The sequence below is a fragment of the Nesterenkonia sp. AY15 genome, from assembly GCF_022565855.1.
Lineage (GTDB): Bacteria > Actinomycetota > Actinomycetes > Actinomycetales > Micrococcaceae > Nesterenkonia.
The window spans coordinates 150,517-163,352 of the sequence record NZ_JAJOYV010000006.1; the positions used below are offsets into that span (position 1 = coordinate 150,517).

The window sequence follows — 12,836 nt, forward strand, 5'->3', positions numbered from 1 at the left end:
TGTGACTCTGCGCTCAGCTCTCTTCCCAGGGTTGCTGGTGAACGGATCCGCGACACCAGTACAGTGAAGTCCGAGCAGACCCTACCCAGGAGGTCACCCATGACCGGGCACACTCCCCCGCAGGACGTCCAGCACGCCGCCCAACGCGCGCTGAGCTGGATCGATGAGGGCAAGGCCGGCAAGGGCTTCACCGAGACCGGACGCCACCGGGCCCAGGAGCTCGCCGAGGGCTCTGAGGTGCCGGTGGAGCACATCCACAAGATGCGCCAGTACTTCGCGCGGCACACCGTGGACCGTGACGCCGAGGGCTTCCACCACGGCGAGGCCGGCTACCCCAGCCCGGGCCGGGTCGCCTGGGACGCCTGGGGCGGGGACCCGGGTGAGACCTGGGCGAACCGCGAGAAGTTCGACGACGCCGACTGACCCTCCAGCGCAGCAGAGAGCAGGCACCACCCATGGCGCTCAAAGAAGGCGACAAGGTCTCTTGGAACACCCCGCAGGGCAAGACCCACGGGACCGTGAATTCCAAGCACACCAAGGATCTGAAGTTCCAGGACCAGACCTTCCGCGCCTCCGCGGAGGACCCGGTCTACCTGGTGGAGTCGGAGAAGACCGGCGCCGAGGCCGCCCACCATGAGAAGGCGCTCGATAAGCGCTAGCCGCTCGGGGCTGCTTCTGCGCGGTCCGCGAAGGTGATCGCACGAAGCCGTCCCGGCCACCGCTGACAGATACATGATCCAGGCGATCATGAACGCCGACTGCGCGCCGGAGGTCTGCGCGGAGATCTCTCCGAGCAAGCCGACTGCTTCGACACTGCGATCACGACGTTCCCGAGCGCAGACCCCGCCCAGTCCTGAATCCGGGCTGCCCTGAATCCCGGGCTGCCCGGATTCAGGGCAATCAGGACTGGCAGGATGGGCAGAAATAGATCACTCGGTCTTCCACCGCGGCTTCGCGCAGCTCAGCCTCTCCGAGTTCGCTCTTGCGCACCCGGGTCCCGCAGCGCATGCAGGGCTTGCCGCCCCGCCCGTACACCCAGTAGGGCGGACCTGCCGTGGGATTGGCGGTGGTGCACCGCCGGATGCGCAGCCTGTTCACATTCAGCAGCTTCTCGCTGAGCTCGATCACCCGCGCAAGATCCGCCACCTCAGACACGGGCCGACTGGGCAGGATCCCGGCGAGGAAGCAGATCTCGCTGCGGAAGACGTTGCCGATGCCGGCAAGGTTGCTCTGGTCCAGCAGCGCCACCCCGATGCTGCGCCGCGGGGCCGACAGCAGCCGACGCGAGGCCTCGGTGGAATCCCAGTCGGGGCCGAGCAGATCGGGGCCGAGATGGGCGAGCTTCTCCTGCGCTTCGGCCGGGGAGGAGATGCTCAGCTCCCCCAGCGAGAAGCCCACGGCTTCCTGATCATGGGTGCGCAGGACGCAGCGCGCAGTGTGGGCCGGGCGTCGCCACCGAGGCCGTGCCCCCTGTGCGTCGCGGGGGTAGACGTGCCAAGTCCCCTCCATCTTCAAATGGGACTGCACCGTGAGATCACCGAACTGCATCAGCAGGTGCTTGCCACGGGCGATCACTCGCTCCACGGTCCGGCCGGAGAGATCCACGGTCGCATACTTCGGCACGCGGAAATCGCTCGCCGTGAGCACCTCTCCGGCAAGGGCGGCGTGCAGCACGGCCGCCTGCCGGAAGACGGTATCTCCCTCAGGCACGTCAGGTCTCCGTCAGCGGTTCTGCAGGAGGTCTGGGATCAGGTCTGGTTCTTGAAGACCACAAGGAACTTGCGGGCTTCCTCTTTGGTCAGCGGCGAGTGCGCAGAAAGCAGCTCGGCCGCCTCGTCCACCAGGTCATCGCGCAGCAGCGCGTAGAGCTGATCGTGGACCCAGGGCTCCAGGTCATCGTGGGAGAGGGTGATCTTCTCAGCGCCGCGCTGGACCTCCAGATGGAATCCTGCGATCTCCTCTTCCTCAGCACCCCAGTCCGCAGGGATGGTGAGTTCGTCTTCGGGGTTGAATCCCGACTCATCCATCAGACGCTTGGCGCGCTCATCGACATCGCGAGGGGCATCACCATCACGTCGGGGCTTCTCGCCGCCGGGGATGTTCGGGATCTGCTGAGCGTTCTCCCCGAGGATCTCGCCGGTCTGCGGGTCCGCCTCGCCGATGGGCTTGGAGGGGTCACGGTCGGAGGAGTCGGCGTCATCGCGGACTCCGTCGATGGCGTCTTCGACCAGCTCACCGTCGAGGACCTCGTCCTCGGGGCCGGGCCGATCGTGGGTGTCGATCGGGCTGGCGACCGCTCCGCCGGCGGCCCCGTTCATCTCGTCTTCGGCCCGCAGCTCCGAGGGTGCCTGCTGGGGGTGGGCGTGCAGCGCCTGGACCGCGATGATGCAGTCCTTGATCGGCGCTCCGGTGGACTGCTTGAAGATGGCCAGCGCCCGCCGACCGTCCTCCGCGCCGATGGCGCGGTAGAGCTCGCGGTGCTGTTCGTCGGAGAGCGCGAGCGCAGCCTTGCGCGCGTTCTCAGGCGTCACAGCGACCTTGATGCCATCGTTGAGCTTCTGGGCCTGACGCTGCATGAGCATGCGGATGCCCAGGAACAACATGACGCCGATTGCGAGGACTACCAGTATTTCCACACCTCCAGTCTACGTGTGTTCCCCTGGGCGCGAGCTAGATGAACACCGCTCACGTACGATAATTCCCGTGACTATTGATCTTTCAGCCTCATTCAAGGCATATGACGTCCGCGGACTTGTGGACGAGACCATCACCGAAGAGTCGGTGCGTGCCGTGGGCGCCGCATTCGTCGACGTCCTCGGTCTCGCCGGGCAGACCGTGCTGGTGGGCGGTGACATGCGCGCTTCCTCCGCAGACTTCACGGCGGCCTTCACCCAGGGAGCCACCTCCCGCGGAGCGAACGTGACCCAGCTGGGTCTGATCTCCACGGACATGCTCTACTTCGCCTCCGGCACCATGGAGGCCCCCGGCGTGGTCTTCACCGCCAGTCACAATCCGGCACAGTACAACGGGATGAAGATGTCCAAGGCCGGCGCGGTGCCGCTCTCCGCGGAGACCGGGCTGGAGGACATCCGCGACGCCGCACAGACCTACCTCGACGCCGAGGAGATCCCCGCCGTCGATGAGACCGGTTCGGTGGAGCTGATCAATATCCTGGCCCAGTACTCCGAGTACCTGCGCTCCCTGGTGGACCTCTCCGGGATCAAGCCGCTGAAGGTCGTCGTCGACGCAGCCAACGGCATGTCCGGGCTGACCACCGGAGCAGTGCTCGGTGATGACCTGCTGGCGGCCCTGCCGCTGGGGATCACCCCGCTGTTCTTCGAGCTCGACGGCACCTTCCCCAATCACCCTGCCAACCCGCTGGAATCAGAGAACCTCCGAGACCTGCAGGCAAAGGTGCGCGAGACCGGCGCGGACATCGGTCTGGCGTTCGACGGCGACGCGGACCGCTGCTTCGTGATCGACGAGCTGGGCGAGCCCGTCTCCCCCTCCGCGGTGACGGCGCTGGTGGCCCGCCGCGAGATCACCCGCGCCCAGTCCGAGGGTGAAGAGACTCCCGTCGTCATCCATAACCTGATCACCTCCCGCGCGGTGCCCGAGGTCGTGGCGCAGGCCGGTGGTCGCCCCGTGGAGACCCGGGTGGGGCACTCCTACATCAAGGCAGTCATGGCCGAGGAGCAGGCGGTATTCGGTGGAGAGCACTCCGCGCACTATTACTTCCGCGATTTCTTCAACGCCGACACCGGCATGCTCGCCGCCATGCACGTGCTCGCATCACTGGGTCACCAGGACCGGCCGCTGAGCGAACTGGCCGCCGAGTTCAACCCCTATTCCGCCTCCGGGGAGATCAACTCCGAGGTCGAGGACAAGGCCGGAGCGGCAGAACGGGTCGAAGCGGCCTTCGCCGACCGCGACGCCGAGATCTCCCACATGGACGGACTGACAGTCCGGGCCACGGACGGCACCTGGTGGTTCAACCTGCGTCCCTCCAACACCGAACCGTTCCTGCGTTTCAACGGCGAGGCCCACAGCACCGAGCAGATGGAAGCCGTGCGCGACGAGGTCCTCGGTCTGGTCACGCAGAGCTGAACCGCTGTCTCGCAGACATAGGCTGACCTCATGACGCTCTCCAGCCCGCTGCCTGAGACCCCCGATCCCGCAGACGCCGCCCTCGGGGAGGCGACGCTCACCATGCTGAATCCGGACTTCCCCTTCAGCTACGACCACTACCTGCAGCACCCTGCAGGGCTGGGCGCCATCCCGGAGCAGGCTCAGGGCACCGAGGTGGCCGTCATCGGGGCCGGGCTGGCTGGCGTCGTGGCCGCCTACGAGCTGATGAAGCTGGGACTCAAGCCGGTGATCTTCGAGGCCGGGGAGATCGGCGGTCGGCTGAAGACCCAATCCTTCGCCGCAGCACCGGAGGTGGTGGCGGATCTGGGCGGGATGCGCTTCCCCACGTCGGGAAAGGCGTTCTATCACTATGTGGACCTGCTGGGTCTGCCGACCCGTGAGTTCCCCAATCCACTCACCGCGGCGGCTCCCTCCACGGTCATCGAGCTCAAGGGCCAGTCGCACTACGCCGAGGACGCCACCCACCTGCCGCCCTTCTTCGCCGAGGTGGCGCAGGCCTGGCAGCGCGCCCTCACCGAGGAGGCGGACCTGGCGGCCGTGCAGCAAGCGATCTGCGAGCGCGATGTCACCTCGTTGAAGCGGCTCTGGAACCAGCTGGTGGAGCGCTTCGACGATGAGTCCTTCTACGGCTTCCTCACCTCCTCCCAGGCGTTCAAGGACCTGAGCTTCGAACATCTGGAGGCCTTCGGCCAGGTCGGGTTCGGCAGCGGGGGCTGGGACACCGACTTCACGAATTCGATCCTCGAGGTGCTGCGAGTCGTGTTCACCGGCGCCGATGATCACCATCGCAGCATCGACGGCGGCGCCCAGCGGCTTCCGGTGCAGCTGTGGAAGCACCGCCCCTCCGAGCTGCAGCATTGGACGCCTGGCACCTCGCTGGAGTCCCTGCACGGCGGAGCCCCGCGCGGAGCGGTCTCCGGGATCCATCGCGGCACCAACCCTGCGCTGCCCGGCGGCGGGGTGCGGGTGACCGAGAAATGGGGCCGCACCCAGGAGTTCGCCGCCGCGGTGGTGACCTGCCAGTCCTGGCTGCTCTCGGCGCGCATCGACACCGATGAGAACCTCTTCGCCCCCTCGATGTGGACCGCGATCGAGAAGAGCCACTACATGCTCTCCTCGAAGACCTTCGTGATGGTGGACCGGCCCTTCTGGCGGGACGTCGACCCCGAGACCGGGCGCCCGGTGATGTCTATGACGCTGACCGATCGGCTCCCCCGCGCCACCTACCTGCTGGATGAGGGCCCCGACCGGCCCGCGGCGATCCTGCTCAGCTACACCTGGAACGACGACGCCCTGAAGTGGCTGCCGCTGGACGCCGCCGAGCGGACCCGGCTGATGCTGCACTCGCTGGCGAAGATCTATCCCGGGGTGGACATCGGCGCGCATATGATCGGTGAGCCGATCACGGTCTCCTGGGAGGCGGACCCGAACTTCATGGGTGCCTTCAAGAACAACCTGCCCGGTCACTACCGCTATCAGGAGCGGCTCTTCGGGCACTTCGTCCAGGACCGACTGCCCGAGCACCAGCGCGGAGTCTTCCTCGCCGGGGATGACATCTCGTTCACCGCCGGCTGGGCCGACGGTGCGGTGACCACCGCGCTGAACGCGGTCTGGGGGGTGCTGCACCATCTGGGCGGCGCCGCGACCCGCGAGAATCCCGGTCCGGGTGACGTCTGGGATGAGCTGGCCCCGGTGCGGTTGGACTGAGCGGCTAGAGCCAGTGACGATGCAGGTCCGCGCGCCGGTCCTGCAGGTAGTCCGCGCTGCCGGGCGCTGACTCCTCGGTGATCTCGGGCAGATCCACCACCAGCAGCCCCGGTTCCGCACCGAGCTCCCCCAGACGCTGACCGGCGGGGCCGACGACGACGCTGCGCCCGTCGAACACCAGCCCACCCTCCGGGCCGCAGTGGTTGGCATAGGCCAGGGCGAGACCGTTCTCAAGCGCGCGCGCGGGCAGCAGGATCCCAGGGACGGAGGCCTCGTCCCCGGCCAGGGCGGTGGGCACCAGCAGCAGCTGGGCGCCGCGGACCGCGGCGGCCCGCACCATCTCGGGGAACTCCACGTCGTAGCAGACCAGCAGGCCCAGTCTGAGTCCGCGCCAGCTGATCACCGGTGGTGGCTGCTCCCCCGGTGCGAACGCCGCCTTCTCCTCGGGCCCGTAGAGCTGGACCTTCTGATAGCTGGTGAGCACCTCTCCGTGCTCATCGGCCAGATCAGCGGTGATCCCGCGCTGATCCGGTGCCTCACCGCCAGGCAGGGACCACACCATGCCGATCTCGCGGTCCCGGGCGATGCCGCGCAGCCTGGCGCGGGCGGCGTCGACCTCTTCTGCGCCGACCTGTGCGCGGATCTGCGCCGGGACGTAGCCGAAGGCGAAGAGCTCGGGCGTGACCAGCAGCTGCGCCCCCTGCTCGCGCGCCTGAGCCGCGGCGTCGTCGATCAGGCCCAGATTGCGCTCGGCCTCCAGGGGTCGGGCGGTGTGCTGCATCAGTGCGATTCGCATGCGCCAAGTATCCCCCGACCTTCTGCGCTCACGGGGAAGGACGTGGAGGAAGTCGCTGGAGCGCCATTGCCTAGAACACCATGTCGAAGGCGAGCGGGCCCAGGAGCACGGTGAAGATGGTGATCAAGATGATGCCGACGACGTTGAGGACGACGCCGCCGCGGACCATCTCGGTGATCTTGACGTAGCCGGTGGCGTAGACGATGGCATTCGGCGGGGTGCCCACGGGCAGCATGAATGCGCAGGTCGCGGCCAGTGCAGCCGGGATGAGCAGCGTCACCGGGTCCACCCCGATGCCTACGGCGACTCCGCCGAGGATCGGGATGAAAGTGGCTGCTGTGGCCGTGTTGCTGGTGATCTCGGTCAGCAGCAGCACGATGGTCACGACCGCGGCCAGCAGCAGGATGATCGGCAGTGCGCCGAGTCCGCTGACCTGTTCACCGAACCAGGCGTCCAGGCCGGTCGCAGCCACCGCGGCGGCCAGGGAGAGGCCACCGCCGAAGAGCAGCAGCACGCCCCAGGGGAGTCCCTCCTCGGCGTCCTTCCACTGCAGGGTCATGTTGCCCTTCTTGTCACCGGGGATCAGGAAGAGCAGCACGCCGGCACCGATGGCGATCACCGTGTCGTCGAAGAGCTCCAGCCAGGGCAGCTGGGTGCCGATGTCGCCGATCCCGGAGAGCAAGCCCGGCACGATCCAGCAGAATGCGGCGAGGATGAACACGCTCAGCACGACCTTCTCGCCCTGGCTCATCGGTCCCAGGGCGGAGACCTCGTCGTTGATCAGCTTCTTGCCGCCGGGGATCTCGTCGAGCTTGAAGCGGAACATCAGCCGGGTGATGATCAGCCAGGACAGGCCGATGAAGACGACCACGATCGGCACGCCGAGGATCATCCATTGGGCGAAGCCCACGGTGCGGCCGAGCTCCTCGCTGATGTAGCCCGCGACGATCGCGTTGGGCGGGGAGCCCAGCAGGGTGCCCAGCCCGCCGATGGTGGCGGCCCAGGCGATCGCCAGCACCAGGGCCACCCCGAAGATCCGCACATCGCGGTCGTCGATGACGTCGCTGATGGCCTTGCCGGAGCGGATCTCCTCGGTCATGGATTCGTTCTCGGCGCGGGTGCCGGTGTTCCGGCTGTTCTCCACCACCAGGGTCAGCACGCTGAGCCCGATCGGCAGCATCATCAGGGTCGTCGCGGTGTTGGAGACCCACATGGAGAGGAATGCGGTGGCGATCATCATCCCGAGGATGATCTGCCGCGGGTGCGTGCCGACCCGCCGCAGCGTCAGCAGCGCGATCCGGCGGTGCAGGTTCCACTTCTGCATCGCGATGGCAATCAGGAAGCCACCAAGGAACAGGAACACGATCGGGTTCGCGTAGGGCGCGGTGACCTCGGCGACCTCCAGTGCGGTGAGCACCGGGAACAACACGATCGGCAGCAGCGAGGTGACCGAGAGCGGCATGGATTCGGTCATCCACCAGACCGCCATCAGGATCGCCACCCCGGCCACCAGCCGAGCGTCGCCAGACATCTCGGCTGCGCCGAGCAGCGACCACACGAGGATGGCCAGCACCACGCCCAGGCCTCGGAAGGCCCAGGTCTTCGCCGGGGACCTCACGGGACCCGCGTCGTCGACGACAGCCCCACGCGGGGCCTGCCGTCCTGTTGCACCCCCGGAATCATCACCCATGGTTCTGCCCCCACCTTCTGATGCCCCACCCACCGAAACATGTGACAGATATCACGTGTGGCTCATAACCTAGAGCACGTTCGGTGAGCTGACTAGGGCCACGGGCCGAGAAACACCCACAGGCCCGCCGAGCCGGGGGCAGCATGGTGCCGCCAGGCGGGCGAGGTTCAGTATGCTTGTCCCCGATGTTCTGGCAGCCGCCCGCGCATTCGTCGCGGCGGGCTGTTGGCTCTGTTCGCTGAGCCAAGGACGCGGGTCACCGATGAACAGCCAGAAAACGCCCCCCAGAGCGGAGCCGGACACCGAGCGAAACGGTGTCAGCCGAGTCCCACGCAGCTCCCGACCCAGCGGAGTCTTCGTCGTCTCGGTGGCCGCGCTGCTGAGCTTCGTGCTCTGGGCCGCATTTGTCCCGGAACACCTGAACCTGGTGATGGCCGCGGCCTCGAACTGGTCCTCACAGAACATCGGGTGGGCCTATCTCGCGGTCACCGCCGGCTGCATCGTGCTGATGGTCTACCTCGGACTGAGCAGGTTCGGGAAGATCCGGCTCGGCGAGGATCACGATCGTCCTGAGTTCAGCAACTGGTCCTGGATCGCGATGATCTGCGGCACCGTGATGGGCATCGGACTGATCAGCTACGGTGCCGCGGAACCGATGAGCCACTTCATGGTGCCTCCGCATGGGCTCGCCGAGCCCGAGACCATGGACGCCGCCGTGCGTGCGATGCAGTTCTCCTACTTCAACTGGGGCCCCAACGCCTGGGCGCTGTTCGGCGTCTTCGGTCTGGCCATCGCTTACTCCACCCACCGTCGGCACAACACCGGGCTGATCTCCCCGATGCTGCGCCCGGTGCTGGGCAAGAGCATGGACGGATGGGCGGGTCAGCTCATCGACATCTTCACCATCATCGCGACGCTCTTCGGCACCACCACCTCGTTGGGACTCGGCGCGGCGCAGATCGCCGAGGGGGTCAACAGCCTCACCGGGATCCCGTCCGATCTGTTCGTGCAGGTCGTCATCATCGCCGGGATCACCGTGGTCTTCACCCTCTCCGCGATGTCAGGGGTCACCCGCGGCATCAAGTGGATCAGCAAGGCCACCATGCTCGCCGCGGCCGCACTGGGCCTCTTCGTGCTGATCGTCGGCCCGACCGGCTTCATCAGCAACCTCTACTTCCGCTCCATGGGACAGTTCGTCGCAGAGTTCCCGATGGTCGCGATGCTCACCCCGGGCACCCCCGAGGACCTGCAGTGGATGCAGTGGTGGACCTACTTCATGATGGCCTGGTGGCTGAGCTGGGGCGCCTTCGTCGGAATCTTCCTGGCGAAGATCTCCAAGGGGCGCACCATCCGCGAGTTCGTGGTCGCGGTGCTCGGCGTGCCGACCCTGGTCTTCAGCCTCTGGTTCACGATCTTCGGCGGATCCGCGATCCACTTCGACATGTTCTCCGGCACCAGCCTCGGCGAGGCAACCCTGCAGGACACCAACGTGACCTTCTTCGCGCTGCTCGGCGAGCTGCCGCTCACGGCCATCACCTCGGTGCTCACCGTGGCGATGGTGGTCCTGTTCTTCGTCTCCAGCGCAGACTCGAACACCTTCGTGCTCAGCGTGCTCTCCTCCCGAGGCTCGATGCACCCGAGTCGACCCATGCTGGGCATCTGGGGCCTGCTCACCGGTCTCTGCGCCATCGTCCTGCTGATCGCCGGCGGCCTGCAGGCGCTGCAGCAGACCGCGCTGCTCTCGGCGGTGCCGTTCACCGTCATCGTCACCCTGCTCGGCATCTCGCTGATCAAGCAGCTGCGCGGGGACGCCCGCTTCACCGGGATCAGTCACGCTGCGCCTCGGCAGCCGGTCGGAGCCGGTCAGCACAACTAGCCCTGCTCCCGCCGTCTGTGCGTGCTCTGCGCAACCGCCAGGGGCGCAGAAAAGGCCCGGTCTGCGCGTGGAACGCGCGGACCGGGCCTTTTCAACAGCTCAGCGCCTCAGCTCCGAACCGTCACAGTTCAGGGACGTCGACTCTGAGACCTCAGTTCAAGGCGTCAGACGACGGCGCAGCTCTTCGCTCTCAGCCGCGATGGACTCCGGCAGCGAGTCGCCGAACTCGGCGAACCACTCGTCGATGCCTTCGAGCTCGGTGACCCATTCGTCGCGGTGCACGGTGATCGAGTCCTCGAGCGCCTCCGGGGTGATGTCCAGCCCGGTCAGATCCAGTCCATCCATGGTGGGGGTGAAGCCGATGGGAGTCTCAACGGCCTTGCCGGCACCCTCCAGGCGTTCGGTGACCCACTTGAGCACCCGAGAGTTCTCGGCGAAGCCGGGCCAGGAGATCTTTCCGTCGCGGCCCCTGCGGAACCAGTTGACCAGGAAGATCTCGGGCAGCTTGGACTGGTCAGCCTCACCGGAGACCTCCACCCAGTGCTTGAGGTAGTCCCCGGCGTCGTAACCGATGAACGGGAGCATCGCCATCGGGTCGCGGCGGACATTGCCCACCGCACCCTCGGCTGCGGCGGTGGTCTCCGAGGAGAGGGTGGCGCCGAAGAAGATGCCGTGCTTCCAGTCGCGGGCCTGGGTGACCAGCGGGACGGTGGTCTTGCGCCGTCCACCGAAGAGGATCGCGTCCAGCTTCACGCCGTTGGGCTCGAAGTACTCCGGGGCGAGCATGTCGGTCTGATCGATCGGGGTGCAGAACCGAGCATTGGGGTGTGCCGCCGGCTGATCAGAGTCCGGGGTCCAGTCCTCGCCGCGCCAGTCGGTCAGGTGTGCCGGAGGTTCTTCGGTCATGCCCTCCCACCAGACGCCGCCGTCGTCGGTGAGCGCGCAGTTGGTGAACACCGAGTTGCCCTTGGCGATGGCGCGCATCGCATTGGCGTTGGTGTGCCATCCGGTGCCCGGGGCGACCCCGAAGTAGCCCGACTCCGGGTTGACCACGCGGAATTCGCCGTCGTGGCCTGGCCGGATCCAGGTGATGTCATCACCGAGGGTCTCGGCCTTCCACCCGTCAAGGGTGGGGTCGATCAGCGCGAGGTTGGTCTTGCCGCAGGCCGAGGGGAAGGCGCCGGCGATGAAGTAGCTGCGATTGGCAGGGCTGGTGAGCTTGAGGATGAGCATGTGCTCGGCGAGCCAGCCCTCGTCCCTGGCCATCACCGAGGCGATCCGCAGCGCGTAGCACTTCTTCCCGAGCAGGGCGTTGCCGCCGTAGCCGGAGCCGTAGGACCAGATCTCCCGAGTCTCCGGGTAGTGCACGATGTACTTCTCGTCGTTGCACGGCCAGGGGACATCGCGCTGACCTGGCTGAAGGGGGGCGCCGACCGAGTGGACCGCTGGCACGAAGAACGCGTCCAGCTCCTCGATCTTGCGCAGCACATCGGTGCCGATCCGGGCCATGATTCGCATGCTGGTGACCACATAGGCGGAATCGGTGATCTCCACCCCGAACTTCGGGTCCTCAGCGTCGAGGTGGCCCATCACGAAGGGGATCACGTACATGGTGCGTCCCTGCATCGCACCGTCGAACACGCCGCTCAGCTTCTCGCGCATCTCCGCCGGGTCGACCCAGTTGTTGGTGAAGCCGGCGTCGCGCTCGTTCTCGGAGCAGATGAAGGTGCGGGACTCCACGCGGGCCACATCGGCGGGATCTGAGAATGCGGCGAAAGAATTGGGGAAGTCTGGGCTGGTGAGGCGGGTGAGGGTCCCGGACTCGACCAGTTCGTCGGTGAGTGTGCGGTGCTCCGTCTCGGATCCGTCCACCCAGTGGATCCGGTCGGGCTGGGTGAGAGCTGCGATCTCCTGGACGAAGGTCAGCAGCGGGGCATGTGTTGTGGGAGCATCGGCCGTGATCTCAGGATCCGTGGTTCCTGATCCAGTCGATCCATTCGCACCGGGCGCCGTTGCAACGGTGTTGACCATTGTTTCCCTCCATTGGGTACAGGTTCGTTCTGACCCCCTCCTGGTTGGTGAGACCAGGACCCAAGGACGTGGAACATCATCGATGCCCCGGGTGCTCACAGCACTGTGCGCACTCATCCCTGCATCCCCGTCAACACCGATGGGGACCAGCTACGTACCACTGTAGCGTTCTCAGATGACGGGACTGTAAACAACGACGACGGCGCTCCGGTCTTCCCAGCGGGACCCGAAGGATTTGTCGGCCCCGGAGGTGCCGTGTATAGTCTTCTAGGTCGCGATCGCTTGACGGTCAGGCAGTGAAAAATGAAGATGCGCCTATAGCTCAGCTGGATAGAGCGTCGGTCTACGGAACCGAAGGTCGGGGGTTCGAATCCCTTTGGGCGCACCGAAGATCCTCTGAGAACACCTTCTGAATCTGTTGATTCAGAGGGTGTTCTTTTTTGCCCCGAGACTTTGACGCAGGGTTATAGGAACAAATGTGTGTATAGCCCCGGCGTGTCACGGCCTTCCTGCCCATCCTGAACGGCCCCAGAGACCCTCCTCAGCAATCGCAGCCGTGCCGTAGGTCGCAGGTCCGATAGGTGCTT

The 12,836-nt window shown here is 66.4% G+C and carries 10 protein-coding genes and 1 tRNA gene; 6 read left to right on the top strand and 5 right to left on the bottom strand.

Annotation, left to right across the window (positions count from 1 at the left end; translation table 11 throughout):
• Positions 1-99: 99 nt before the first annotated feature.
• Together LSI54_RS10450 and LSI54_RS10455 are read left to right on the top strand one after the other, a co-directional pair.
• Entirely contained in the window at positions 100-423 is a 324-nt protein-coding gene (locus LSI54_RS10450) for a hypothetical protein (RefSeq protein WP_241470499.1), read from the top strand.
• Between the two features lie 32 nt (positions 424-455).
• A complete protein-coding gene (locus tag LSI54_RS10455) occupies positions 456-659 on the top strand; it encodes a DUF2945 domain-containing protein (RefSeq protein WP_241475981.1) in 204 nt (67 codons plus the stop codon).
• 241 nt (positions 660-900) lie between these two features.
• Here the strand turns inward: LSI54_RS10455 and LSI54_RS10460 are convergent, their stop codons facing one another.
• Positions 901-1,710 carry a DNA-formamidopyrimidine glycosylase family protein gene (locus LSI54_RS10460; RefSeq protein WP_241478318.1) on the bottom strand — a complete coding sequence of 270 codons (810 nt, stop codon included), beginning with the start codon at positions 1,708-1,710 and terminating at the stop codon, positions 901-903.
• Between the two features lie 38 nt (positions 1,711-1,748).
• Positions 1,749-2,636: a hypothetical protein gene (locus tag LSI54_RS10465; RefSeq protein WP_241478319.1), complete on the bottom strand. Its 888-nt coding sequence runs from the start codon at positions 2,634-2,636 to the stop codon at positions 1,749-1,751.
• Positions 2,637-2,703: 67 nt separating this feature from the next.
• On the opposite strand from LSI54_RS10465, the gene LSI54_RS10470 reads away from it, so the two are divergent.
• Positions 2,704-4,107 (top strand): phosphomannomutase/phosphoglucomutase, encoded by a 1,404-nt coding sequence (locus LSI54_RS10470; protein ID WP_241465246.1) that lies wholly within the window; start codon positions 2,704-2,706, stop codon positions 4,105-4,107.
• Positions 4,108-4,137: 30 nt separating this feature from the next.
• Entirely contained in the window at positions 4,138-5,856 is a 1,719-nt protein-coding gene (locus LSI54_RS10475; protein WP_241478320.1) for a flavin monoamine oxidase family protein, read from the top strand.
• A 4-nt stretch (positions 5,857-5,860) separates the two neighbouring features.
• On the opposite strand, the gene LSI54_RS10480 is transcribed toward LSI54_RS10475, so the two are convergent.
• On the bottom strand, positions 5,861-6,652 hold the full coding sequence (locus tag LSI54_RS10480) for a carbon-nitrogen hydrolase family protein (RefSeq protein WP_241478321.1): 792 nt from the start codon (positions 6,650-6,652) through the stop codon (positions 5,861-5,863).
• Positions 6,653-6,722: 70 nt separating this feature from the next.
• Positions 6,723-8,342 (bottom strand): SLC13 family permease, encoded by a 1,620-nt coding sequence (locus tag LSI54_RS10485; RefSeq protein WP_241478322.1) that lies wholly within the window; start codon positions 8,340-8,342, stop codon positions 6,723-6,725.
• 262 nt (positions 8,343-8,604) lie between these two features.
• On the opposite strand from LSI54_RS10485, the gene LSI54_RS10490 reads away from it, so the two are divergent.
• Positions 8,605-10,218, top strand: a complete 1,614-nt coding sequence (locus LSI54_RS10490; RefSeq protein ID WP_241478323.1) for a BCCT family transporter — start codon at positions 8,605-8,607, stop codon at positions 10,216-10,218.
• Between the two features lie 156 nt (positions 10,219-10,374).
• Here LSI54_RS10490 and LSI54_RS10495 read toward each other — a convergent pair whose 3' ends face one another.
• Positions 10,375-12,249 (bottom strand): phosphoenolpyruvate carboxykinase (GTP), encoded by a 1,875-nt coding sequence (locus tag LSI54_RS10495; protein WP_241465251.1) that lies wholly within the window; start codon positions 12,247-12,249, stop codon positions 10,375-10,377.
• A 311-nt stretch (positions 12,250-12,560) separates the two neighbouring features.
• On the opposite strand from LSI54_RS10495, the gene LSI54_RS10500 reads away from it, so the two are divergent.
• A tRNA-Arg gene (locus tag LSI54_RS10500) sits at positions 12,561-12,634 on the top strand.
• The last annotated feature ends 202 nt before the right edge of the window (positions 12,635-12,836 follow it).

Excerpts from the sequence above, each read along its gene's own strand:
- LSI54_RS10455 (WP_241475981.1), top strand. The coding sequence starts at position 456 with ATGGCGCTCAAAGAAGGCGACAAGGTCTCTTGGAACACCCCGCAGGGC.
- LSI54_RS10490 (WP_241478323.1), top strand. The coding sequence starts at position 8,605 with ATGAACAGCCAGAAAACGCCCCCCAGAGCGGAGCCGGACACCGAGCGA.
- LSI54_RS10495 (WP_241465251.1), bottom strand. The coding sequence starts at position 12,249 with ATGGTCAACACCGTTGCAACGGCGCCCGGTGCGAATGGATCGACTGGA.
- LSI54_RS10480 (WP_241478321.1), bottom strand. The coding sequence starts at position 6,652 with ATGCGAATCGCACTGATGCAGCACACCGCCCGACCCCTGGAGGCCGAG.
- LSI54_RS10450 (WP_241470499.1), top strand. The coding sequence starts at position 100 with ATGACCGGGCACACTCCCCCGCAGGACGTCCAGCACGCCGCCCAACGC.
- LSI54_RS10485 (WP_241478322.1), bottom strand. The coding sequence starts at position 8,342 with ATGGGTGATGATTCCGGGGGTGCAACAGGACGGCAGGCCCCGCGTGGG.
- LSI54_RS10475 (WP_241478320.1), top strand. The coding sequence starts at position 4,138 with ATGACGCTCTCCAGCCCGCTGCCTGAGACCCCCGATCCCGCAGACGCC.